The 22,422-nt window shown below is 67.5% G+C and carries 24 protein-coding genes and 2 tRNA genes; 17 read left to right on the plus strand and 9 right to left on the minus strand.

The features are described 5' to 3' along the window. Positions 1-53 precede the first annotated feature (53 nt). Positions 54-1,265, plus strand: coding sequence for a hypothetical protein (locus FJX73_09110; protein MBM3470936.1), 1,212 nt, complete (start codon positions 54-56; stop codon positions 1,263-1,265). Here the strand turns inward: FJX73_09110 and FJX73_09115 are convergent. Continuing rightward, positions 1,262-2,077: an inositol monophosphatase gene (locus FJX73_09115; protein ID MBM3470937.1), complete on the minus strand. Its 816-nt coding sequence runs from the start codon at positions 2,075-2,077 to the stop codon at positions 1,262-1,264. The genes FJX73_09110 and FJX73_09115 overlap by 4 nt on opposite strands. Between FJX73_09115 and FJX73_09120 the strand changes: the two genes are divergently transcribed. From FJX73_09120 to FJX73_09165, 10 genes are all read left to right on the plus strand, one after another. After that, positions 2,007-2,669 (plus strand): GNAT family N-acetyltransferase, encoded by a 663-nt coding sequence (locus tag FJX73_09120; GenBank protein MBM3470938.1) that lies wholly within the window; start codon positions 2,007-2,009, stop codon positions 2,667-2,669. The two genes, FJX73_09115 and FJX73_09120, sit on opposite strands and share 71 nt — an antisense overlap. Positions 2,670-2,688: 19 nt before the next feature. Next, positions 2,689-3,828, plus strand: a complete 1,140-nt coding sequence (locus FJX73_09125; GenBank protein ID MBM3470939.1) for an aminopeptidase P family protein — start codon at positions 2,689-2,691, stop codon at positions 3,826-3,828. Continuing rightward, positions 3,771-4,421 carry a histidine phosphatase family protein gene (locus FJX73_09130; GenBank protein MBM3470940.1) on the plus strand — a complete coding sequence of 217 codons (651 nt, stop codon included), beginning with the start codon at positions 3,771-3,773 and terminating at the stop codon, positions 4,419-4,421. The genes FJX73_09125 and FJX73_09130 overlap by 58 nt, the downstream gene beginning before the upstream one ends. Before the next feature lie 7 nt (positions 4,422-4,428). Beyond that, positions 4,429-5,436 carry a threonine/serine dehydratase gene (locus FJX73_09135; GenBank protein ID MBM3470941.1) on the plus strand — a complete coding sequence of 336 codons (1,008 nt, stop codon included), beginning with the start codon at positions 4,429-4,431 and terminating at the stop codon, positions 5,434-5,436. Beyond that, positions 5,433-6,407, plus strand: a complete 975-nt coding sequence (locus FJX73_09140) for a uroporphyrinogen decarboxylase (protein MBM3470942.1) — start codon at positions 5,433-5,435, stop codon at positions 6,405-6,407. Before FJX73_09135 ends, FJX73_09140 begins: the two co-directional genes overlap by 4 nt. Before the next feature lie 147 nt (positions 6,408-6,554). Further along, entirely contained in the window at positions 6,555-7,541 is a 987-nt protein-coding gene (locus FJX73_09145; GenBank protein ID MBM3470943.1) for a TAXI family TRAP transporter solute-binding subunit, read from the plus strand. Positions 7,542-7,647: 106 nt separating this feature from the next. Then, positions 7,648-8,097: a hypothetical protein gene (locus FJX73_09150; protein ID MBM3470944.1), complete on the plus strand. Its 450-nt coding sequence runs from the start codon at positions 7,648-7,650 to the stop codon at positions 8,095-8,097. A 10-nt stretch (positions 8,098-8,107) separates the two neighbouring features. Further along, positions 8,108-10,168: a TRAP transporter fused permease subunit gene (locus tag FJX73_09155; GenBank protein ID MBM3470945.1), complete on the plus strand. Its 2,061-nt coding sequence runs from the start codon at positions 8,108-8,110 to the stop codon at positions 10,166-10,168. Positions 10,169-10,186: 18 nt separating this feature from the next. Then, a complete protein-coding gene (locus FJX73_09160; GenBank protein MBM3470946.1) occupies positions 10,187-10,513 on the plus strand; it encodes a DUF1844 domain-containing protein in 327 nt (108 codons plus the stop codon). A gap of 10 nt (positions 10,514-10,523) precedes the next feature. Then, positions 10,524-11,876 (plus strand): M20/M25/M40 family metallo-hydrolase, encoded by a 1,353-nt coding sequence (locus tag FJX73_09165; GenBank protein MBM3470947.1) that lies wholly within the window; start codon positions 10,524-10,526, stop codon positions 11,874-11,876. Here FJX73_09165 and FJX73_09170 read toward each other — a convergent pair. The 8 genes from FJX73_09170 to FJX73_09205 form a co-directional block, all read right to left on the minus strand. Next, positions 11,873-12,808, minus strand: a complete 936-nt coding sequence (locus tag FJX73_09170; protein MBM3470948.1) for a sugar kinase — start codon at positions 12,806-12,808, stop codon at positions 11,873-11,875. The two genes, FJX73_09165 and FJX73_09170, sit on opposite strands and share 4 nt — an antisense overlap. Positions 12,809-12,851: 43 nt before the next feature. Then, on the minus strand, positions 12,852-13,664 hold the full coding sequence (locus FJX73_09175) for an IclR family transcriptional regulator (GenBank protein ID MBM3470949.1): 813 nt from the start codon (positions 13,662-13,664) through the stop codon (positions 12,852-12,854). A gap of 37 nt (positions 13,665-13,701) precedes the next feature. Then, positions 13,702-14,754 (minus strand): Ldh family oxidoreductase, encoded by a 1,053-nt coding sequence (locus FJX73_09180; GenBank protein MBM3470950.1) that lies wholly within the window; start codon positions 14,752-14,754, stop codon positions 13,702-13,704. A 47-nt stretch (positions 14,755-14,801) separates the two neighbouring features. Next, on the minus strand, positions 14,802-15,548 hold the full coding sequence (locus tag FJX73_09185; protein MBM3470951.1) for a 3-oxoacyl-ACP reductase FabG: 747 nt from the start codon (positions 15,546-15,548) through the stop codon (positions 14,802-14,804). A 16-nt stretch (positions 15,549-15,564) separates the two neighbouring features. Further along, the gene (locus FJX73_09190; GenBank protein MBM3470952.1) at positions 15,565-16,611 is read right to left on the minus strand and encodes a zinc-binding dehydrogenase; all 1,047 of its coding nucleotides are present in this window, start codon (positions 16,609-16,611) and stop codon (positions 15,565-15,567) included. Between the two features lie 68 nt (positions 16,612-16,679). Continuing rightward, a complete protein-coding gene (locus FJX73_09195) occupies positions 16,680-17,531 on the minus strand; it encodes a carbohydrate ABC transporter permease (GenBank protein MBM3470953.1) in 852 nt (283 codons plus the stop codon). A gap of 53 nt (positions 17,532-17,584) precedes the next feature. Continuing rightward, the gene (locus FJX73_09200; GenBank protein ID MBM3470954.1) at positions 17,585-18,466 is read right to left on the minus strand and encodes a sugar ABC transporter permease; all 882 of its coding nucleotides are present in this window, start codon (positions 18,464-18,466) and stop codon (positions 17,585-17,587) included. Between the two features lie 106 nt (positions 18,467-18,572). Next, entirely contained in the window at positions 18,573-19,883 is a 1,311-nt protein-coding gene (locus FJX73_09205) for a sugar ABC transporter substrate-binding protein (GenBank protein MBM3470955.1), read from the minus strand. Between the two features lie 314 nt (positions 19,884-20,197). Here FJX73_09205 and FJX73_09210 point away from each other — a divergent pair. The 6 genes from FJX73_09210 (at position 20,198) to FJX73_09235 (ending at position 22,277) form a co-directional block, all read left to right on the plus strand. Continuing rightward, a tRNA-Ser gene (locus FJX73_09210) sits at positions 20,198-20,292 on the plus strand. A 99-nt stretch (positions 20,293-20,391) separates the two neighbouring features. Then, on the plus strand, positions 20,392-20,802 hold the full coding sequence (locus tag FJX73_09215; GenBank protein MBM3470956.1) for a DUF1761 domain-containing protein: 411 nt from the start codon (positions 20,392-20,394) through the stop codon (positions 20,800-20,802). 19 nt (positions 20,803-20,821) lie between these two features. Next, positions 20,822-21,022: a hypothetical protein gene (locus tag FJX73_09220; protein MBM3470957.1), complete on the plus strand. Its 201-nt coding sequence runs from the start codon at positions 20,822-20,824 to the stop codon at positions 21,020-21,022. A 9-nt stretch (positions 21,023-21,031) separates the two neighbouring features. Continuing rightward, positions 21,032-21,430 (plus strand): VOC family protein, encoded by a 399-nt coding sequence (locus tag FJX73_09225; protein MBM3470958.1) that lies wholly within the window; start codon positions 21,032-21,034, stop codon positions 21,428-21,430. Between the two features lie 52 nt (positions 21,431-21,482). Next, complete coding sequence (locus FJX73_09230; GenBank protein ID MBM3470959.1) at positions 21,483-22,085, plus strand: cysteine hydrolase; 603 nt, start codon at positions 21,483-21,485, stop codon at positions 22,083-22,085. Between the two features lie 116 nt (positions 22,086-22,201). After that, positions 22,202-22,277: transfer RNA gene (locus tag FJX73_09235), tRNA-Arg, on the plus strand. Positions 22,278-22,422: the final 145 nt, after the last annotated feature.

Consider the following 22,422-nt stretch of genomic DNA (forward strand, 5'->3'; position numbering starts at 1 on the left):
CGAGCAGCCAACATCCTTCCAGGGGTCCACAAACAACTGCCAGGAGGCGCGCCGTGCCCGAGCTATCTGACCGCGAACGCGCGATTGCCGCCTACGCCGCCGAGGTTCGGGCCTTTCATGCCTTCTTCGGCACAGTGCTGGTGGTGATATCGCTATTGTACGTGGCAGCGGTACTGCCGTTTCTGCAGACCCGGGCGGCCGTGCCCCTCGTCGCCGATGCCCGCGCCCGCATCCAGCACGAGAAGGCCGCAACAGAGGCGGCCCTGGATGCGGCGGCGAAGGCCGCGGGCGCGCTCGTTGAGTTCCGGGACGCGCTGGACTCAGGGCCGGCCGCGCTGCGGCACGCCATCGCGGATCTTGTCACCCGGAGCCGTGCCGGTGCCGCCGAGCCGACGCCGCTCGAAGAGGCGATCAGGCAGCAGATCGGAAAGCAGGTTGAGACGCTGGGCGTCGCGCTGGATGGCGCTTTTGGACCTCTGCGGGCTCTTCAGAACCCTCCGGCCGAAATAGCGGAAGCACTCCGCGCCGCGGAGCAGGACCTGGGACGCCATGTCCTGGCCCTCAACGAGGCGCTGCGTGAGGCGCTCGCTGCTGATCCCGCCTTCTGGAATAAGTGGGACGAACCCGGAGCGACCTTTGGTGCGGCGTCGCCGCGCGCGGAGGAGGTCTTGCGGGAGATCGAACAGGCCAGGAGGGCGTTCGATCGCCGGATCGCGACCGCGGCGGCCGCACTCAGGAGCCGCCAACCGGAACTGCAGGCCCGCTCCGCCGAGCTGGCCGCCAGAGGGCGCGACCTCAAGGAACACCTGGCCAGGGTGAACTCGTTCCCCTGGTCCGTACCACTGGGCCTGGACGATCTCGCGCGTCTCTTCCCGGTTCTCGCCGGCGTCCTCACCGTGATGGCGCTCTTCCGGCTGCGGCGCATCCTCGCGCTGCGCCGCGCTCACGACGGGGTCAACCTCGACCATCTGGCGCCGTCGTGGGTCGTGGGTTCGCGGGGCACGCCGGGGGCGTGGTGGGCATTGATCCTGGTCTGCGCGCCCCTGGTGATCACGATCCACGCAGCGGTCGCGGCGCTGGCAGACCCTGGGTTGTTCGTGTCGTTGCTGGGAGACCCAAGCCCTGGCTCTGCGGTCGCTTTCGGAACCGCATACGCAATGCTCGTGCTCATAGGAATAGGCCAGCTGCCCGCTGTCACTCGCGGGCTGGTGGGCGCGCCGCAGAGGCGGCCGCAGGCGAAGACAGGACGCGGAGCAGCGGGCTAACCAGGGGAATGCGCGCGCGAATACCCTGCGAGCGCCTGCACCATGGCAGGATGCAGCGGACCGTTGGACGCCAGCAGTTCGGTCTTCAGCGAGACCAGCGGCCTTCCTGACCAGTCGCTGACCCTACCTCCGGCCTCCTCCACCAGGAGGACTCCGGCCGCGACATCCCACGGCTGGAGCCCCGGTTCCCAGAAGGCGTCGAGGCGGCCTGCCGCCAGGTATGCCAGATGGATCGCCGCCGCTCCCATGATCCGCACCTCCAGCGACCGCAGAATCAGGGGGCCGATGGTTTGCACGTGCCAGCTGCGGTCGGGCTCGCGCGGGAGTCCGGTTGCCACGAGCGCCGCTCCCAGGTCTGCTGTCTCGGAGACCTCCATCCTGACGGGCTCGGCACCGGCGGCCAGCAGGTAGGCGCCCCGGCCGCGCTCTGCCACGAAATACTCGTCAAGCGGCGGAACCGCGATCACGCCGCACTGCACCGCCCCGCGATACTCCAGCGCGATCGAAACCGCGAACCAGGGGACGCCGTGCGCGAAGTTGGCGGTCCCATCCACTGGATCCACCACCCAGCAGGGACCTGTTCCATCGTTCGTGGTGCCTTCCTCGCCCAGCATCCCGTGGTCAGGGAACCGCGCGCGGATGCGCGCCGCGATCAACCGCTCGGCCTCGTGATCGGCCCGCGTTACCAGATCGGTGGCGGTCTTGAGGCGGACCTGCTTTTCCACCCTGGACTCCGGCAGGATGCCCATGACCAGCGCCGCCGCCTCCCGCGCTGTCTCCAGGGCAAACGCCGCCGTCTCGGAAAGACCCATTCGCAGAGCCGTGCTCATGCCGCTCCTCGTACACCTCCGATCGAGTGGTCCTTCAACAATAGCAAATGGCGCGCTCCCAGAGGAGTCCGGACACTCCAGCCGAACCATCGAGACAATGAAGCACACCCAGGTCCGGCCGGCAACCGCCCGCGACGTGGGCGAAATCGTCTCCATCTGGGGCGAACTGGCGGCGCACCACACCCGGCTCGACGATGCATTTCGGCCGTCCCGGCGCTGGCAGGAGGAGTACGAGAACTTCATCCTGGGACTGCTGGGCCGGGAGGATGCCCGCGCCGTCGTGGCCGTGGAGGGCGGCAGGGTGATTGGCTACGGTGTCGGGCGGATCACAATGCTGCCCGCTTTCTTCGAACGACGGCGGCGGGGCTATCTCCACGACGTGGTCACGTGCGAGCCGTACCGGCGGCGGGGAGTCGGCCGCAGCATAGTCGAAGCGCTCCTGGTGTGGATGCAGGAATGCGGCGCCCTTACGGCGGAACTGACAGTGGCCGTTCTGAACGAGGAGGCGGTGGCGTTCTGGACGCGGCTGGGATTCGCCCCCTACATGCACCACTTCAAGCGCGAGTTGCGCTGAAGGAAGGTCCGTGTCATCAATGAACCGGCTGGAATCCGCCACCGCCCGGATGCGCGACCACGGCCTGGCTGGCTTGCTGGTCACGACGCCGGCCAACGCCTACTACCTGAGCCGGTTCCCGACCGAGACCTGTGCCCTGCCGGTCGTGGTTGTGGTCAGCGAGAACCCGGTGCTCGTTGTCCCGGAACTCGAGGAGGCGCGCGCCCGCGACACCTCGGTGATCGGGGACATCCTCACCTACTCGGACCGGCAGTACGGCAGGCAGAGAGGCTTCACGCACCTGCACCTGGCGCTTGCCGTCGCCCTCGAGGCGCTCAAGGAGTTGGGCACCTCAGGGCCGATCGGGCTCGAGTCGGAGGGGCTCTCGGCAGAGGGGTTCTTCACTCTGCGCAGTCGCATCCCGGCCCAGGTCGTGCCTACCCGCGGGATCGTCGAAGAGATGCGGATGGTAAAGGATGCGGGTGAGATGGAGCTCATCCGCGTCGCCGCCGGATTGGCGGATCACGGGATCGGCGCGGGCATCGCGGAGTGCCGCCCTGGGAACACAATACCGGTGATCGGCATCGAGGCCACTGCCGCGATGGTGCGCGCGGGCGCCGCGCGGCACCCAGAGCTCCGTGTAACCGCGGCATCGCACCCTGCGGCCGGGCCGAACGCGCCCTGGCCGCACTCACCGGCCGCGGGTCGTGCGCTGGCCGCCGGCGACGCTTTGATCTGCTCCGCGGTCTGCACCGTGGACGGATACCATGCCGAGGCAGAACGAACGGTTCTGATCGAGACCGCCTCAGACGACCAGCGCCGCCTGTTCGAGGTGATACTGCGCGCCGCCTCCGCGGCCCGCGCCGCGATTCGCCCCGGAGTGCCCTGCCAGGAGGTGGACCGGGCTGCCAGAGCGGTCGTCGCAGAGGCCGGGTGTGGTCCGCAGTTCACCCGCATGACCGGGCACGGGCTGGGAATTGGGCGCCATGAGCTTCCCTACCTGGCAGAAGGCGATGACACGGTTCTCGCACCGGGCATGGTGGTGTCGGTCGGGCCGGGGATCCACGTCGAGGGTGGGGACGTGTTCCGCCACACCGACACGATCCTGGTCAAGGACGACGGGTGCGAGGTCCTCACCCTGCACCCCCGCCATCTCGAGGCCCTGACAACCCGCAGCTAACCGCCGTGGAACCCCTGTTTCTGGAACCGGTGAGGACGCGCCTGCTGCTACTGAGGCACGGTGCCGTGGATTGGACGCGGGTTGCCGGAGGAGAGCCACCGCTGGCGACCGAGGGCCTGCGGGACGTGGAGATGACGGCGGCCACACTGCCGCGCTTCGATGCAATCGTGGCCAGCCCCCGGCAACCCGCACGGGAAACCGCGGAGGTAATCAGCCAGGCCCGAGGCGTGCCGGTCACCCTGCGCGAAGGGCTGGACGAGATCAAGACCGCGGCTGCGCTCACCGACGCGCAGGCATGGGCAGACTGGGCGGACCGGCTCTTCGAGAGCTACCGGACCTCGATGGATGGTGAGTCCCTCGCCGACGGCACCGCACGCATCACCGCTGAGCTGCGCACGATAGGCGACGTGGGATACGGCCGCACCACCCTGGTGGTCAGCCATCCGATAGTCCTGCTGGCGTTCCGGGCGCACGTCGCCCAGACCGCGGTGCTGCGCGACCAGGTGGACTGCCTTCCCAATCTGGGCATGGCAGCCGTGGACTACCTGGAAGGCCGGTTCTACCTGGTCGAGGACTTCCCGGTGAGGAGATAGGCGGCCCATGGTACGAGACGGCCGTCCAGGATTCGCGGATGTGCTCTCTGCCAGGCGCGCAATCGCCCCGTACCTGCGCCCTACGCCGGTGGTCACCTCGCCCGCGCTCGACCGGCTTCTGGGCTGCCGCGCCTTCGTCAAGTGCGAGAACGCAAACCCCACCCGGGCGTTCAAGATCCGCGGCGGCATCAACCTGGTATCGCGGCTGACCGCAGACGAGCGGCGGCGCGGTGTCATCGCCGCCTCCACGGGAAACCACGGACAGTCCGTCGCGCTGGCCGCGCAGATCTTCGGGGTCCGCGCGATCATAGGAGTGCCCGAGCGTGCGAACCCGGACAAGGTGCTGGCGATGCGCGAGTTCGCCGCCGAGGTCGTCGAGGTGGGCCGCGACTTTGACGAGGCCCGCGAGTGGGTAGAGCGAACGGCGACGGCCGAGGGGTACAGGTATGTGCACTCGGGCAACGAGCCGCTGCTCATCGCCGGGGTCGGAATTGCAAGTCTCGAGTTGATCGAGGAGGTGCCGGATCTGGAAGTCGTCATCGTACCGGTCGGTGGCGGCTCTGGAGCCAGCGGGCACATAATCGCGGCCAAGGCGGTCAACCCGAGGATCGAGCTGGTCGGCGTGCAGGCCGAGGGCGCTCCTGCCGTAACGCGCTCGTGGAGGGAGCGACGAATCGTCAGCACGAACACGATGACCACCAGGGCCGAGGGGCTGGCCACCCGCTCCCCGTTTTCCCTCACCCTGGCCATGTTGTGGGATGGGCTCGACGAGATGGTCCTGGTCAGCGACGAGGAAATGGAGGACGGAATCCGAATCCTACTCGATACAACCCGCCAGATCGCCGAGCACGCCGGCGCGGCTCCTGTGGCCGCGGCACGACGCCTGGGTGAGCGCATCGCCGGCCGCAAGGTCGGATTGATCCTGAGCGGCGGGAACATAACCCTGGAAGCGCTGCGCGCGATCCTGTCGCATACGAGAAGCCGGGCTAAGGACGAAGGGAGAGGTGAGAGGTGACGAAGCACGAGCGGGTCTATGCCGCTGTTGACGGCAATCCGGTGGACCGCCCGCCGGTAGCCCTGTGGCGGCACTTCCCGCAAGAGGACCAGCGGGCCGAGACGCTGGCCCAGGCCCACGCGGCGTTCTTCAAGACCTTCGACTGGGACTTCCTGAAGGTCACACCGGCCAGCGCCTTCTACGGCGACGACTGGGGCCTGCGCTCGACCTACAGGCCCAACCGGGAAGGCGTCCGGCACTACACCGAGCGGCCGATCAAGAAGGAAACCGACTGGCCCAAGCTCAAGCGGCTGGACATTAGCACCGGAGCCCACGGCCGCGAGTTGAAGACGATCCGGTTACTCCGAAAGGCGCTGCCGGACGCGATCATCCTGGCCTCGGTCTTCAGCCCGCTCTCTATCGCCCGCGCGCTGGCCGGCGAGACCGCGCTGCTCCGCTACCTGAGGGACTCGGTGGACGAGACGCACGAAGGCCTCGACATCATCACCGAGGCCACGGGCCAGTTCGCGGCCGAGTGCATCGCCTCGGGAGCCGACGGCCTGTTCCTGGCCACCCAGTGTGCCTCCACCGGATACATGACCATCGAGGAGTACGAGGAGTTCGGACGGCCCTACGACCTGCGCGTGCTCGATGCCGCGCGCAAGGCCGAGGTCGTGATGTTGCACATCCACGGCGAGCGAATCATGTTCGAGCAGCTCGTGGACTATCCTGTGCAGATAGTCAACTGGCACGACCGGCGCACCCCGCCGACGCTTCGGGAGGCACGCGAGCAATTCTCGGGCACGATCGCGGGCGGCGTGGACTCCATGGACACGATCGGCAGGGCCGCGCCCGAGCAGGTGGCCGCGGAGGTCCGGGACGCCATTGCCCAGACACAGGGCAAGCGGTTCGTCGTCACCGCGGGATGCGTGATACCCATAGACGCGCCTGAGGAGAACGTGCGGGCGGTGCGCCAGGCGGTTGAGCCGTAGGCGGCATCCTGCCGTCCAAGAGGTAAGACGCGCACCAAGAGAGAAGTCCGGCGCCAGAAGAGGGATCCTGGTGCGCCGGGCCTGAACAGGTTGCGAACGCCCGGCGTATCCAGAGGTCTGAGGGTATCCGGAGGTCCGAGGGGGGGATTGGCCTTGGATGGGTACAGGGTGAGAGGTCTGGCGGTTGCCATCACGGTGGCCGCCGTTGTCGCGGGAGGACTGGGACCGGTCGCAGCAGGACCCGCGGTCCGCCTGTCAATAGCCACCGGGACCACCGGCGGCGTTTACTTCCCCATGGGCGGCGGCCTGGCGTCGCTGATCTCCAAGCACATCCCAGGCGTGACAGCCACGGCCGAGGTCACGCCGGCTTCGGTGGACAACATCCGGCTGCTGCAGGCCAAGCGGGCCGACCTAGCATTTGTCCTGGCGGATACAGCCCACGACGCGATCAAGGGCGAGGAGGCGTTCCGCGGCAGCCCTGTGCCGATTCGGACCCTGGCGCCGCTCTACAACAACTTCAACCACCTGGTGACGGTGGACGGCACCGGCATCACGATCATCGGCGACATTCGCGGCAAGCGCGTCTCGGTCGGCCCGCCAGGCAGCGGGACCGAGGTGACCGCGCTGAGGATCCTGGAGGCGGCGGGCATCCACCCGGATAGGGACATCCGCAGGGAGCGCCTCTCCCCGGCTGCATCCGCCGACGCCATCAAGGACAAGAAGATGGACGCCTTCTTCTGGAGCGGAGGGCTGCCCACAGCCGCAGTGCTGGACCTGGCCGCCTCGCCGGGCATCCGGATCCGGCTGGTGCCGCTGGACGCCCTGCTGCCCGCCATGCAGCGCAAGTGGGGCAACCTCTACTTTCGGTCGGTTGTGATGAAGGAGTTCTATCCCGGGATGCCCGCCGACGCCCCGACCATCGGCGTCGCCAACCTGCTGATCTCGCACGCGGACTTCGACGCTGAACTCGCCTATCAGATTACGAAGCTCCTCTTCGAGCGGCGGCCTGAACTGGCTCAGGTGCACAAAGAGGCGGCCAACATCACGCTGATCGGCGCGGCGGGGCGCTCGCCGCTGCCGTTCCACCCCGGGGCCGTCAGGTACTTCAGGGAGCGAGGAGTCGAAGGGTTCTAGCCATCCCGAAAAGAGGACACGGCCTGAGGCCGCGATCGGCGCGGCGGCAGGCCGCGCCGCCACCGCCTCGGGCGCACGGGCCGGCCTGGTCCCGGCGGTCACCCTGATGCTGGCTGCCGCCGGGGCCGCCTGGATGATGCTGCCGGAGCCCGCGCTGGAGGTGACCCATGTTGGGTCCGGGCGCCTGCTGTGGCGGGTTGCGCTCCGCGAGGGATCCCGCGTCAACCTCAGCTACACGAACTCTATCCACAACGCACCCACGACCGAACTGTTCGTAGCGGAGGGCGGCAGGCTGCGGCTTGTCGAGGTCGCCACGACGAGGGAGGCGGTGCTCGAGTATCTCCGGCTGGACCCACCATACGAGGCGCGCGCCGGGCTGCTGGTGGCCAAGACTCGCGGCCCTGCCCTTGAAGGCTTCACCACGCGCATCGGCCAGACCGGCCAGCAGCGACTCACCGTGGACGGCGCGGAGTTCCCCCTCTTCAGCATCGGTGTCGGGGAGGCGGCGCGCCTGACGCTGAGACGGGTCCCCAGGGCGATCCTTTGGGTGCAGTGAGGGGGGCACAATGCAGCAGCCCGACGAAACGGCCCTGCCCAAGTCCGAAGAGGAACTGAAAGAGATCGTAGAGGAGTACGAGGGCAAGACCCGCAGGCTCGCGGGCGGCTGGGGCCTCCTGGTGACCACCCTGGCCGTGGCGATGTCCCTCTACCACCTGTACGCGGCCACAGCGACGTTCATCCTTCAAGTGCACCTCGCGCGGCACCTGATGTTCGTGATGGTCCTGAGCTTCCTGCTCTACCCGGGCACACGACTCTCCCTCCAGCGGAAGGCCCCTGCCCTCTGGGACGTCGTCCTCGCGGTGGCAAGCATCGCATCCCTGGGATACATCCTCGTGGACTTCGAAGCCTTCATCTACCGGTCCTACATCCCCACCACGCTGGACATGGCCTTCGGCATCATCACGATCCTGCTGGTGCTTGAGGCTACGCGCCGTACGGTCGGCAATGCCCTGATGCTCCTGGTCATCGTCTTTCTGGTCTATGCGTTCGTCGGGCCGTATCTGCCGGAGCCGTGGACCCATCGGGGCTACGACCTGGTCCGGGTCGTCGGGCAGCTCTTCATCACTCTGGAGGGGCTCTTCAGCGTTCCCTTGCAGGTCTCGGCGACGTTCATCATCCTGTTCACGACCTACGGGGCCGTCCTGGACGCCTCGGGAGCCGGGCGGTTCTTCGTGGACCTGGCACTGGCACTAACCCGGGGGCGCCGCACCGGGCCGGGCCAGGCCGTCACCATCGCGTCGTTCCTGCTGGGCGGGCCATCGGGCAGCGGCGTGGCCACCACCGTGTCCGTAGGCGCCATCACCTACCCCCTGTTGAAACGCGCGGGGTACGATCGAGAGTCGGCCGGTGGCCTGCTGTCGGCCGGGGGGATCGGCGCGGTCATCTCACCGCCGATCCTGGGTGCCGCCGCGTTCATAATCGCCGAGATGTTGAAGATCTCATACCTAACGGTCGTCGTCATGGCGATAATCCCAACCATCCTGTACTACTTCTCGATCATGCTGATGATCGAGTTCGACGCGCGGCGGATGGACCTCAAGGCCGTGGAGATCGCGGCGGGCAACGTCTGGCAGCTCGTACTGCGCTACTGGTATCTGCTCACGTCGCTGATTCTGATTCCAGTGTTCATGGTGATTGGCTTCACGGCTATCAAGGCGGTCTTCTGGGCGATCATCGTGGCGGCGGCCACCAGCCTGCTGCGACCCGACACCACGCTGGTGACCGTGCGCCGCGTGGGGGCCGGTGGCGGGGGACTGCAAGCGGCGGGCGGGCTGCGCGCACCCGGAGGTGGGCTGCGCCTTGGGGGGATCGTTGTGGACCCGGCCGGCCTGATCACCGCCCTGGACAACGGGAGCCGGCAGGTGCTCAACGTGGCCGCGACCTGCGCCGCTGCCGGACTCGTGGTCGGCGTCGTCAACCTGACGGGCCTGGGCCTCAAGATCTCAGACGTGATCATCACCTACGCGGGTGGGATGCTGCTGCCCACCCTGCTGTTCGCGGCCGTGGCCCTGTGGGTGCTGGGGCTGGCGCTGCCAATCACCGCAACATACATCATCGCCGCGGTGATCGTCGCGCCGGCCCTGACGAGACTCGGCGTCCCAGAGCTGGCCGCTCACATGTTCATCTTCTACTACTCGATCCTCTCGGAGGTCTCGCCACCCGTGGGGCTGTCACCGCTGGCGGCGGCCGCGCTGACTGGCGGCCGGCCGTTCCGTACGATGATGATGGCCTGGAAGTACACGCTGCCTGCGTTCGTGGTGCCGTTCATGTTCACCATCCACAGGTCCGGGATGGGACTGCTGCTGCAGGCCCCCTGGCAGACCGTGGCGCACGTTACCATCACGGCCGTGTTCGGTCTCAGCGCGCTGGCCGCAGGGATAACGGGCTGGTTCCTGAGGCGATGCGCGCTGCCTGAGCGGATGGTGCTGGCCGCGGCCGGTGTGGTGCTGATCTACCCCGCAGGACTCCAGGACGCGGTGGCGATCGCGGCCATTGCAGCGGTAGCCGCGATTCAGTGGTTCACAGGCCGGAGCACGACCAAGGCAGCCGTGGGGCGAACGTCGTGACAGAGTGGGGTGAGTGCCGTGGCAGAGCAACACGCGCAACCTGAGTCCGAGCCCCAGCCCGAGGGCGAGGGCAGCCCCCATCCCCTGCCGGACGCCATGTCCCTTGTGGGCACGTTCCTCAGCCTGCTGGCTGCGAGGGCCTGGCAGGCCATGGGGCTCGTGCCGGATCCCGCGACGAAGCAGGTCGAGCGGAAGCTCGACGACGCGCAGATCGCGATTGACGCCGCAGCGGCCCTGGCCGACGTCATCCGCCCCCGCGTGGGGGAGCGCGAGCGCCGCGAGGTCGAGGCGCTGATCACCAATCTGCGGCTGAACTTCGTCGAGCAGAAGAGCAAGGCGCCGTAGGGAGCGCCGAATGGACGACCTCTTCCGCTACATTGACTCGCACGGCGAGGCGTTCATCCACGACCTGCAGCGCCTCTGCCGCCAGCCGTCCATCTCGGCGCAGGGTGTGGGCCTGGAAGAGTGCGCCTCGCTGCTCGTGGCGCAGATGCAGGCCAAGGGTATCCCTGCGCGGACGGAACCATCCCTGGGCGGCCCGCCGCTCGTGGTGGCCGAGATCCCCGGCAGTAGCCCGCGCACGCTGCTGATCTACGGTCACTACGACGTCCAGCCGACCGACCCGCTCGACGAGTGGACCTCGGACCCGTTCGCCGCCGAGATCCGCGACGGCCGTCTCTATGCCCGCGGCGCCCAGGATACCAAGGGCAACATCATGGCGCGCCTGGCCGCGGTGGAGGCCTGGCTGCGCGTGCGCGGCCGGCTGCCGGTCGGCGTCAAGTTTATCATCGAGGGAGAGGAAGAGATCGGCAGCCCGCACCTCGGCGAGACCCTGCGGGAGCGGCCTGAACTGGCACGGGCCGACGCCTGCATCTGGGAGTCGGGCGCCAAGGATCATCGTGACGTCCTGAACATCTACCTGGGCGTGAAGGGCATCTGCTACGTCGAGTTGGAGGTGCAGGGAGCCAACCGAGACCTTCACTCCTCGGCGGGTGCGACCATCCCCAACCCGGCCTGGCGGCTCGTGTGGGCGCTGGCCACCATCAAGGGACCTGACGAGCAGGTTCGCATCCCCGGGTTCTACGACGGCGTGGTCGAGCCCAGCCCGGCAGAGATGGTCCAACTGGAGCGCATAGCCGCGGCGCGCGACGACGAGACGATCCGCCGCGACCTGGGACTCAAGATGTTCCTGAAGGGCATGACCGGCGTCGAACTCGTCAAGCACCACCTGTTCCGGCCCACCTGCACGATCTGCGGCCTCACCGCGGGCTACTCCGGAGCGGGATCGAAGACGGTGCTGCCGCGGAGGGCTAGCGCCAAGGTTGATTTCCGGATCGTGCCCAATCAGAGGGCAGAGGAGATCGTAGCCATGCTTCGCGAGCACCTGCGCCGCGAGGCGTACGGCGACGTCACGGTGCGCGCGTTCGGGCTCGAAGACCCCTACAAGACGCCGTTTGACGCGCCGATCGTGGAAGTCGTCGCCGAGGCCGCCGAGGAGGTCTACGGCCACGCTCCGATCATCCTCCCCACCATGGCGGCGACCGGGCCGATGCACGCCGTGTGCGGGCAGTCCGGCATGCCGGCCGTAGGCACGGGCATAGGCCATGCCAAGGGGAACAGCCACGGGCCGAACGAGAACATCCGGCTGGCGGACTACATCCAGGGGATCAAGCACATCGCGCTGATCCTGGAGCGGTTCGCGGGCTAGCGCCCGGCCAGAAACGCTTCCACGCGCGGCCGCGTCGGGATTGGGGCGACCGCGCCAAGCCCGGTCGTGGTGAGCGCGCCCACGGCGTTGGCAAAGAAGGCCGCGCGCTCCGGGGTGGCTCCGCGCAGCCACTCGACGAGGAAGGCTGCGGCGAACGCATCGCCCGCACCGGTTGCATCAAGTACATCCACCTTGCAGGCCCGGACCTTCACGGCGGCGCCCTCCGAAGAGACGACCATGCAGCCGCCGGCCCCCATCTTGATGATGACCAGGCGCGGGCCCGCGGCTGCCAGGCGCCGGGCCACATCCTCGACCGGCTCGTCGCCGTACAGGTGGCCTGCGTCCTCTGTGCTCATGAAGACGACGTCGGCCCGTGGGATGACGCTCCCCGAGGCCGCGCGCGCAACGGAGAGCGGCCACAGCTTGGGCCGGATGTTGGCGTCATAGCTCACCAGCGCCCCGCCCCCCCTCGCCCTATCGATCGCCGCGTCTACAGCGGCCCGGCTCGACTCAGAGATGGCCTGGGAGATCCCGCTCGTGTGGAAGAGCCGGGCCCCGGCCAGGTATCCTGGGTCCACATCCTCGGGGCAGAGGCGGCTGGCGGCCGACGCGGCGCGGTAGTAGGTGAAGTCGTGCCCGCCTTCCTGCCTTTGTGAGATGAAGTAGACCGCGGTGAACCCCTCGGGCTCAACGACGACGCGCGAGGCGTCCACGCCCTCCCTGCGCCACATATCGAGGAACGACCTGCCGAACTCGTCGCCGCCGACCCTGGTGATGTAGCCCGTGGAAGCACCCAGCCGGGCCGCGGCCACGATGAAGTTCGAGGTATCGCCGCCGAAGCCGCGATGGAACACGGTCACATCGCCGAGCCTGCCGCGCTCCGCGGCAGCGAACTCGACCATCGGCTCGCCCAGGGCTACTATCTCCGGCAACGCGCCCACCTACAACCCGCCCACCTACAACCCGCCTCTGCCGCTACGCATGCCCTGCCGGGACCCCCTCTCCAGCCCATCCCAGCGCGCGAGAGATCCGTATGGCCGCCTCGCGCACACGCGGCCCCAGCTCCCGCCTGATCCGCTCAAGCGTGATGTTCTTCGTGGAACCAGACAGGCTGATCGCGCCTGCCACCGCGCCCCGATGGTCGAAGATCGGGGCGCCCACGCAGCGGATACCCTCCTCGTTCTCTATGTTGTCTATGGCGTATCCCCGTGCGCGGGTGGCGGCAAGCTCGGCCGTCATCCGCTCGGGATCTGTGATCGTCCTGGGAGTCCGGCGGGGCATGCCGACCGTGTGGAGGATTCCCTGCACAGCATCGGGCGGCATGCAGGCGAGCATTGCCTTGCCCAGCGAGGTGCAGTGGGCCGGCATTATCCTGCCGATGGCAGATGCCATGCGGAACGGCCCGGGCGGCTCTGCCTTCTCGATGTAGACGACCTGCCCCTGTTCGAGGACTCCCATGTGCACGGTCAAACCGGTATCATCGCGCAGGTCGAGCACGTGCGGCCGGCTGGCGGCGCGCAGCTCCGTCTGCTCGAGCCGCTGTGCCGCGAGCCAGAGGATGCGTGATCCGATAACGAATCCTCCGTCGGTCGCGGCGACCGCGCCATGGCCGCCGAGGGCGCCGAGCAGACGGTAGACAGTAGGCCTCGGCAGCGATACCAGCGCGCTGATCTCCTTGGCCGAGAGGGAGCGGCCTGCGCGGCCCATCGCCTCGAGTATTGCCATCGCGCGATCAACCGACTGAACTGAGTTACGAGCGATCGTGCTGCTGCGACTTCCTCGCGTCATCGTCCCAGCGCCTCCGGTGTTGCGTGCAGTCCGTCCCTCACAGCGGCCGCGGGGCGTCCACGCCGACCTCGGCGGCCAGACGCCCAGTGGCCTCGATCACGTGGTCCGGCAGGGGGATTCCGTCCCGCATATACTCCAGCGTCCTCTCGTGCTCTATCTCACCGGGCAGGTAGACCCGGTCATACCCCTCGGCAGGAGGCAGGGATCTGATCTCCCTTATCAGTTGGTCCACGCGCCGGGCGAACTCCGCCCTCGACCCGAAGGCCTCGACCAACAGCGCCAGCATGAGGTGGCCGGCACCCTGGGGCCTGTCGAGCTGCTCGTAGAGAGGTGCGATCGCCGGTCCTGAAAGGGCTCCTGTCAGCAGCCCTGCGAGCACGTCTATCATGAGAGAGATCCCTGAGCCCTTGGGACCCCCGAACGGCAGCAGCGCCCCGCGCAGCGCGGTCGCGGGATCTGTGGTGGACCGTCCCTCCGAGTCCAGCGCCCACCCGGGCTCGATCCTCTCTCCGCGCGATTGTGCCGCCTGGATCCGGGCGTGGGGGACGACGCTTGTGGCCATGTCCAGGACCAGCGGAGGTTCCTCCGCGGCCGGCACGGCGATCGCCAGCGGGTTGGTGCCCAGGTACTTGGCGCGGGTGCCCCAGGGCGCGACCTGGGAGTCGGCGTTGCTGATGACCATGCCGACCATTCCGCGGGCGACCGCGCGCATCGCCAGCCAGGCCAGCATGCCGCAGTGGTTGCTGTTGCGGACGCCCACGAAGCCGGCGCCGCCCGCTGCTGCCCGATCCGCTGCCAGGTCCATCGCCCTGGCCGCCATCGCGATGCCGAACCCGGCCCCGGCGTCCACCACGACCACCGGGCCGGTGTTCCGGACCACGGCCAGCGAGGCGTTGGGGTTGATCGAGCCGGCCCGCAGCCGCGTTACGTATATCCCGGCACGTAGCACTCCGTGCGTGTGCACTCCGCGCAGGTCGGCGGCCACCAGGCCCTCGGCGACGAGCCCGGCGTCGTCTGGCCGCGCGCCCGCCGATCCAAGCGCAGATGCCACGAACTCACGGAGGTCCCATGCTGCGTAGCGTCTGGTCATGCTGCCTGTATCCTCCTAGATCCACCCGTGCGCTCCCTCGGGCGCCCTCAATCCATCCATGCCCCACCGTTCACGTCCAGGGTCTCGCCTGTGATAAACCCGGCCTCCTCCGACGCCAGGAACGCAACAGCAGCGGCCACCTCGTCCACCGTGCCCAGCCGGCCCAGCGGGATACCTGCCAGGATCGCCGCGCGCTTCTCGGCCGGCCACTCTGCGCTCATCTCGGTCAGGACGGCGTGCGGAGCCACGGCGTTGACCGTAATGCCCGCCGGAGCCAGCTCGCGGGCGAGCGACTTGGTGAGAGCGATTACACCCGCCTTGGAAGGCCCGTAGCCCGGGGCCGAGGCGATGTCGCCCATCTTCCCGGCGATGGAGGTGATGTTGATGATCCTCCCCCAACCGGCCTCCCTCAGGAGCGGGGTCGCGGCCTTGCAACAGTAGAAGGTGCCCGTCAGGTTGACGGCGATCACGCGGTGCCAATCGTCGAGGGTCATAGACTCGAGATTCCCCCTGCGGATGATGCCCGCGTTGTTCACCAGGATCTCCAGGCCGCCGAACTCGGAGCGCGCGGCCTCGACCGTGCGCACCACGGCGTCCCAATCCGAGACATCGGCTGCTGCGGAGATCGCCCGATGGCCGCGCGCCCTGATCGTCTCGGCCACGGCCGCTGCGGCTGCGGCGTCCACGTCGCTTGCGAGCACCGCGGCACCCTCGGAGGCCAGTCGCAGCGCGACCGCGCGGCCGATCCCCCTTCCCGCGCCGGTGACGATTGCCTTACGCCCCTCGAGGTTCATGACGCTTCCCTCCGGCTCACCCGCTCGCCCCGGGCATGAGCAGGGCCTTGATCGCGCGCCCCTCTGCCTGGGCCTCGAACGCCTCCTGCCATCGCTCTAGCGGAACCTCCATCGAGATCAGCGGCCGCGCCCTCACTCGGCCCGAGCCCATCAGCCGGAGCGCGGTGGTCCAGCTCGTGTGCCGGCTGCTGAACGAGAACTGCACCTCCAGCCCCCGGAACACGGCCGCATCCCACGGGAACTGCACGGAGGGCCGCCCTGTGACACCCAGCACGCAGATCCTCCCGAGCCGCCGAACGAGGCGGGGCAGCATCTCCACGGCTGCGGCGGAGCCCGAGGCCTCGATCGCGAGGTCGGCGCCGGCACCACCGGTCAGGGTCATCACCCTCTCCACCAGGTCCTCCTCGGCGACGTTGACGACGATGTCCGCTCCCGTAGCCGCCGCGACAGGAAGGCGCAGCGGCAGATCGGCCGGCGTGCCGCCGACGACTATCGGTCCTGCGCCCGAAGCACGCGCCACCTGGAGGCAGAGCAGCCCGATCGGTCCTGGCCCGGTGATGACCACGCTCTCGCCGGCGCGTACCCCGACGCGCTCCATCACCGAGTGGACGGCGATCGCCGTCGGCTCGCCGAGCGCGGCCTCCTCGAGCCCGAGCCCATCCGGGATCCGATGCAGCAGTCCGGCGGGCATGATGACGTATTTGGCGAAGGCGCCGTTCTGGCCGATGCCGGCGGCCCGCTTGTCAGGGCAGATGTGCCTGTTGCCGCTCCTGCACAGGAAGCAGACACCGCAGCTCCCGGTGCTGGTTTCGGAGACAACGCGGTCTCCGACGGCGTATCCCGTCACTCCCTCACCGAGCGCGCTCACCGTCCCTGCAAACTCGTGTCCCAGCACAACCGGCGGCCAGTAGGGATGAGCGTCGCGCCATATGTGGAGGTCACTCCCGCAGATGGCCGCTGCGCCCACCCGTATCTTCACCTCGCCGGGGCCAGGCGACGGCTCCTCCAACTCGCGCAGCTCCACGAGCCCCTTGCCGCGTCCGACCTTCACGACACCCAGCATATGCAGCCCCCCAGCGGCATCCGTCTCGGCAGCCCGCCTTCCGTGCGGGCGCCCCAACCGTCGTGTCCCTACTGCTTCACAGCGCCCGCGGTCAGCCCGGCAACCAGCCACCGCTGCATGAGCAGGTACAAGACTATCCCTGGAAACCCTCCCAGGAGCGCGCCGGCCATCAGCTCGGGCCAGGCGACGTAGAACTCCTGAACGGTCCGCGCGATCGCCAGCGTGACCGTCACCATACCCTCGCTGTGCGTCAGGGTCGCCACCCACAGCAGGTCTCCCCAGGCGAGCAGGAAGGCGAAGAGCATCGTCGCCACCATTCCCGGCCTCACGAGCGGCAGCACGATCCGAAAGAAGATGGCGAACCTGCCGCACCCGTCCACGGTCGCGGCCTCGTCCAGTTCGGTCGGGATCCCATCTATGAATCCCTTGAGCATCCAGGTGGCGAACGGCAGGCAGATCGTCAGGAAGGCGATTATCAGCCCTGTGCGGGTGTCGTAGAGACCTACCTCCGAGAGGATCCGGAAGTAGGGCCCCACCACCAGGACCCCGGGGAGCATCTGCGTGGTGAGGACTAGGCCCATCAGGAAGCCGCGGCCGCGCAGGGCGAAGCGCGAGAAGCCATAGCCCGCCATCGCGCCCAGCAGCGTCGAGATCAGGGCGGTCGTAGTCGAGACGATCGTGCTGTTGAGGAAGTAGGTCGCGTAGTTCTTCCTCACCCACATCGTGGTGTAGGCCTCGATGGTCGCGCGCTCCGGGAACCATATCACGGGGATGCGCAGCGCCTCTGTCTCCGTCTTGAGCGACGTCAGTATCATCCAGACGAACGGGAAGAAGACGAAGATGCCGACCAGGGCGGCGAAGGCGTACACGCCGGAGAGCACCAGCCGCGAGCGGCTGTATAGGATGGGCGAGTCGGTCATCTCAGGCGGAACCCCGCGCCAGCATCCTCACGATTCACTCAACCCTGCCCCCATTACTCCTGGCGGACGACCATCCGCACGTAAGGGATCGACACGAGGAGCAACAGCCCCGTCATGGCGATGGCCATCGCGGACGCGTACTCGAACTTGAAGAACTGGAAGTACTGCTTGAATACCTGCGTGGAGAGGACCTCGGTCAGCGTGCCGGGTCCTCCGCCAGTCATCGCCTGTACGAGCCCGAACCGGCGGGCCTCCCAGATCGTGTCCAGCGCCAGGGCCACGATCATGACCCGCCGGAGCCCGGGCAGCGTCACAAACCTGAACCGCTTCACCGTCCCGGCCCCGTCTATTGCGGCCGCCTCGTAGAGCTCCGTTGGGATGCTCTGCAGCCCGGCGAGGAAGATGATCATCACGAAGGGAAACCCGCGCCAGACGTTCGCGAGTATGACGCTCGGCATCACCAACCGCGGGTCCGTCAGCCACTCCAGCGGGTTGGCGATGGCCCCGATGCGGAACAGCGCGTCGTTCAACACCCCGTAGAGAGGGTTGAGCACCCACTTCCATACGATCCCTGCCACAACGTCGGGCACTACCCAGGGCAGGAGGGCCAGTATGCGGAAGGCCGTCCTGCCCCACAGCGGCCGGTTCACCGCCAGGGCCACGGCCAGCCCAAGGACAACATGCAGCGCGACACTGGCCGCAACGAACAGGACGGTCTGCCACACCACCTGGTGGAAAAGGCCGTCCCGGAAGAGCGTCAGGTACTGAACCAGTGTCAGGCCTGCCCCGGCTGAGCCGCGCGGACTGAGACTGAACCGCAGACTGTGGTAGGCGGGGTAAGCCAGGACCGCCACGAGCAGGACCAGGGTAGGGGCCACGAAGACGTAGCCCATGTGCCGGTCGCGCAGTCGGGGGAGCCCCAGCGGACGCTTCACCTTGCCATCCTTTTGCTGACTTCTATCCTTTGGAAGCCCCGGGGGGCCGGTACGGCTGGCCCCCCGGTCATCATGGCGTTGCAGTTCTGCGGCTTCGCGCTTCCTCCTACCGCGCCCCCAGGATCGAGTTCACGCGCGCGTGCGCGTCCGAAAGCGCCCGATCAGTGGCCTTCGCGCCCGTCATCGCCTCCTGGAGCGCCGTGGCAAACGCGTCGAAGATCTCGGGCCACTCCTTGATCAGCGGCTCGAGGCGGGCGTGCTTGGTCTGCGCCCAGATGACGCGGGAGAACTTGTCGGTCTGCACCATGGGGAGCGAGTTCACGTCCTTGCGGGACGAGATCACCCGGTTGTCGTAGAAGAACTTCTTCTCGATCTCCTTGCTGCCCAGGAACCTGATGAACTTCCAGGCGGCCTCGGGATGCCGGGTATGCGGGCTCATCAGCCATCCCGAGAGCCAGGCGGCCGAGATCTGCGTCTTGCCCACGGGCATCGGCGCCGCCTCAAGCGTCTCGGCGGCGTTCAGGCCCGGGTTGATTGCGTTGATGATCGGGTAGGACCAGCCGGAGCCGACCTTCATCGCGACGCGGCGGTGCGCCATCTGCGTGCGCACGTCGCCGGGACCGAAGGTCGTCACGCCGGGGGGCACGACCTTGTGAACCGTGACCAGCTCGATGATGTAGTTGAACGCCTCCCGAAACTCCCGCGAGTCCATCGCGGAGCGGCGGCCATCAGGCGTCAGGATGTCCGCGCCGAAGCTCCAGACCACCGGCAGGATGCGCAGCGGCAGACCAGGACCCTTGGCCGCCGGTATGCTGAAGCCCCACTGATCAACGCGGCCGTCGCCGTCGGTATCGCGTGTCAGGCGCTTGTTGTACTCGAGGAACTCCGCCCAGTTCTTCGGCGGCTTGTTGGGATCGAGCCCGGCGGCCTTGAACATCTCGCGGTTGTAGATGATCACCATGGACATGTAGTCCTGTGGGAGCGCCATCAGGCGGCCCCTGTGGGTCATGACCTTGATGGCGGCCGGGTCCCAGGCGTCAATGAAGCCCGGCCTCTCCTTCTGGACGAACGGCGTCAGGTCCGCGGCGCAGCCCAGCTCGAAGAACATGGTGAGGGAGAAGTTGTGGAGCTTGACGACATCGGGCATCCTGCGGGCCGCGCACTCGGCCTGATAGCGTGGCTCCTTCTCGCCGTAGGAGATGGGCTCGGGGGTCACCCGGATGCCGGGGTTCTGGCTCTCGAAGACGTTGATCGCCTCGCGGAGCGACTTGCCCCAGACGGTCTCGACGAAGTGCCAGTTGGAGAATCGCAGGGTGACGATATCCTGCGAGCGTGCGGGCGTCAGGAACGAGGCCGCCAGCACGATGACCATCAGCGCGCCAAACGTGACGGCCGTGCGTGTGCGCGTCCTACGCATACCCACTCACCTCCAGGTTGAGCTTCGGTCCGAGCATGCCTTGCGGTTGCCCACGGTCAGGTCTCGGCGTGGTCCCGGGCCAGGTCTCAGCGTTGTCCACGGGCAGGTCTTGGTTTTGTCACGATACGGACACCATGTCCCTATTATGATACCAGCGCCCGAGTGTGTTCAACAGCCCACCTCTTCCTCCTGCCGGCCGAAGGGCCTTTCCTCCGCCGAGATGGAACCCCCAATCGAGTCACCTGATCTTGCCGCCGGGGGTCCCTTCCACCTTCACAGGCGTTGTGCTACGCTTCACAAGTAGCGCGCTTCGCGGAGGAGTACGGTAGCCTGGTAACCGGCCCGCCTGCTAAGCGGGTGGGCGGGTGTTGAGCCCGCCTCGTGGGTTCGAATCCCACCTCCTCCGCCAGGGCTCTACACACCACCCCGGCACTTTGCTGCGAGTGCGTCATCAGGCCGTGGCAACATTGTGCGATCCCAGCCGGCAGACCCCAGGAGGTGAGCCCTAGTGGAGAGCGTCAACTACCTGGCCGTGCTCGTGGCGGCGATAGTCAACATGGCGATAGGGGCCCTGTGGTACTCCCCATCGCTGTTCGGCAAGGGTTGGATGGAGCTCGTCGGCATCCGCCCCGAGGACGCTGAGAAGCGCGCGGCGGGCGCCCGGCGGGCCTACTCCTGGACGTTCGTCGCGTCGCTCGTGATGGCCTACGCGCTCGCGCGGATCCTCTGGTACGCCAAGGTCCAGTCGCTCTTCGGCGGCGCCGCGATCGGGCTGCTCGCATGGCTGGGCTTCGTGGCCACGACCGTGGGCGCCAACTACCTGTTCGAGGGCCGGCCGTGCCGGCTTTACGCGATCAACGCCGGCTATCCGCTCGTATCGCTGATCGTGATGGGAGCGCTGCTGGCTGCCTGGAGGTAGGTGTGGGAGGAAGAGGTCAGTGAATAAGAAGTGGGACGAGCAGTACGCCGAGTCGCGGATCCCGTCCGTGCAGGCCCTCCAGGACCCTCTGAGCATAATCCTGGATGGCCATGACGTCGCGGAGTCCCTTACCGCCCTGGTGCTCGTGGTGAGCGAGGCCTCTGACCCTGATGCCGAGGTCGAGTTCGTGGAGATCTCCGATGGCGGTGGGCCGCACTAGAGGGAGGAGATGATTATGCCGAGCACGGTGGTGCACTTCGAGATCTACGGCGACGAACCAGAGAAGCTCGCGGGCTTCTACAGGGAAGTGTTCGGGTGGAAGATCGACAAGTCGCCCGAGATGGACTACTGGATGATCTACACCGTCCCCTCCGACGAGAGGGGGATGCCGACACAGCCCGGCGGCGTCAACGGGGGCATGATGAAGCGGCCCACGCCCGATGCCCGCGCCTGGCTGAACTACGTCTCGGTGGAGTCGGTTGACGCAACCGTTGAGCAGGTGAAAGCCCTCGGCGGCCAGGTCCTGCGGCCGAAGTCGCCTGTTCCCAAGATGGGCTGGTTCTGCGTGCTGGCCGATCCACAGATGAACGTCTTCGCGCTCTGGCAGGACGACCCAAACGCGGCCTAGCAGACGGATAGGCCAGCGCTGAGGCCGGCCACCTTATAGAAAGGAGGACGCCATGAACGCCAAGGAGACCGCGATTGTCTTCATCGAGTTCCAGAACGACTTCTGCAAGCCGGGCGGAGGCCTCTACGAGGCGGTGCGGGACCAGATCGCCACGCAGAACACCATCGCCAACGCCCAGGACTGCATCCAGAAGGCGCGGGGCAAGTGCCTGACGCTGCTCGTTCCGATCCTGTTCGAGCAGGACTACTGCGACGCCGGGTGCGAGGGAGTGCTCGGGCCGATCCACGTAAACGCGATGAGCGCCAAGGCGTTCCGGAAGGGCACCTGGGGCGGGGAGATAATCGAGGAGCTGACCCCCACGAAGCCGGACATCGTTGTTGACGGTAAGCGGACCCTGGATGCGTTCCACTCCAGCAACCTCGACTTCCTGCTGCGGGTCAACTGCATCAGGAACGTCGCGTTCTGCGGCTTCCTGACCAACGTCTGTGTGGAGGGGACGGCGCGGTCCGCATACGACAAGGGCTACAAGGTCTTCCTGCTGAAGGACTGCTGCGCCGCGATCACGGCCGAAGAGCAGAAGTACGTAGAGGAGAAGTTCTTCCCGTACATCGGAGAGGTCCTTACCCACGACGAGTTCTTGAAGAGGCTGGAGTGATCGATCGGTGACAGGAGCTCCAAGGCGAGAGGGTATCACGCCCAGGCGAGCCGGGCCGTGGCGGGTCTAGGGAGAAACTGCTAGAATACCGTTGTCGGCGGCCGGCGCGATGGCGCGCGCCCGTAGCTCAGTGGATAGAGCGTTGGCCTGCGGAGCCAAAGGTCGTGGGTTCAAGTCCCGCCGGGCGCGCCAGATCAAATGCAGTTAGGACGGCTTTTCTGGCTGCTCACCGCACGCCGGTCCCCCGAGCCGAACGTAGAGAAGGGTTAGCGTAATGGCGACCCATGAAGCCCCGAGCCCGGTGGCAACGTACTGACCCACATGCGGAACCTTGCCC

The organism is Armatimonadota bacterium (assembly GCA_016869025.1).
Classification (GTDB): Bacteria; Sysuimicrobiota; Sysuimicrobiia; order Sysuimicrobiales; family Humicultoraceae; genus VGFA01.

Coding starts and splice junctions, on each gene's coding strand:
- FJX73_09120 (MBM3470938.1), top strand. CDS start 2,007: ATGCCCATGACCAGCGCCGCCGCCTCCCGCGCTGTCTCCAGGGCAAAC.
- FJX73_09115 (MBM3470937.1), bottom strand. CDS start 2,077: ATGGGTCTTTCCGAGACGGCGGCGTTTGCCCTGGAGACAGCGCGGGAG.
- FJX73_09125 (MBM3470939.1), top strand. CDS start 2,689: ATGAACCGGCTGGAATCCGCCACCGCCCGGATGCGCGACCACGGCCTG.
- FJX73_09135 (MBM3470941.1), top strand. CDS start 4,429: ATGGTACGAGACGGCCGTCCAGGATTCGCGGATGTGCTCTCTGCCAGG.
- FJX73_09150 (MBM3470944.1), top strand. CDS start 7,648: ATGCTGGCTGCCGCCGGGGCCGCCTGGATGATGCTGCCGGAGCCCGCG.
- FJX73_09155 (MBM3470945.1), top strand. CDS start 8,108: ATGCAGCAGCCCGACGAAACGGCCCTGCCCAAGTCCGAAGAGGAACTG.
- FJX73_09165 (MBM3470947.1), top strand. CDS start 10,524: ATGGACGACCTCTTCCGCTACATTGACTCGCACGGCGAGGCGTTCATC.
- FJX73_09175 (MBM3470949.1), bottom strand. CDS start 13,664: ATGACGCGAGGAAGTCGCAGCAGCACGATCGCTCGTAACTCAGTTCAG.
- FJX73_09180 (MBM3470950.1), bottom strand. CDS start 14,754: ATGACCAGACGCTACGCAGCATGGGACCTCCGTGAGTTCGTGGCATCT.
- FJX73_09185 (MBM3470951.1), bottom strand. CDS start 15,548: ATGAACCTCGAGGGGCGTAAGGCAATCGTCACCGGCGCGGGAAGGGGG.
- FJX73_09190 (MBM3470952.1), bottom strand. CDS start 16,611: ATGCTGGGTGTCGTGAAGGTCGGACGCGGCAAGGGGCTCGTGGAGCTG.
- FJX73_09195 (MBM3470953.1), bottom strand. CDS start 17,531: ATGACCGACTCGCCCATCCTATACAGCCGCTCGCGGCTGGTGCTCTCC.
- FJX73_09205 (MBM3470955.1), bottom strand. CDS start 19,883: ATGCGTAGGACGCGCACACGCACGGCCGTCACGTTTGGCGCGCTGATG.
- FJX73_09225 (MBM3470958.1), top strand. CDS start 21,032: ATGATTATGCCGAGCACGGTGGTGCACTTCGAGATCTACGGCGACGAA.
- FJX73_09230 (MBM3470959.1), top strand. CDS start 21,483: ATGAACGCCAAGGAGACCGCGATTGTCTTCATCGAGTTCCAGAACGAC.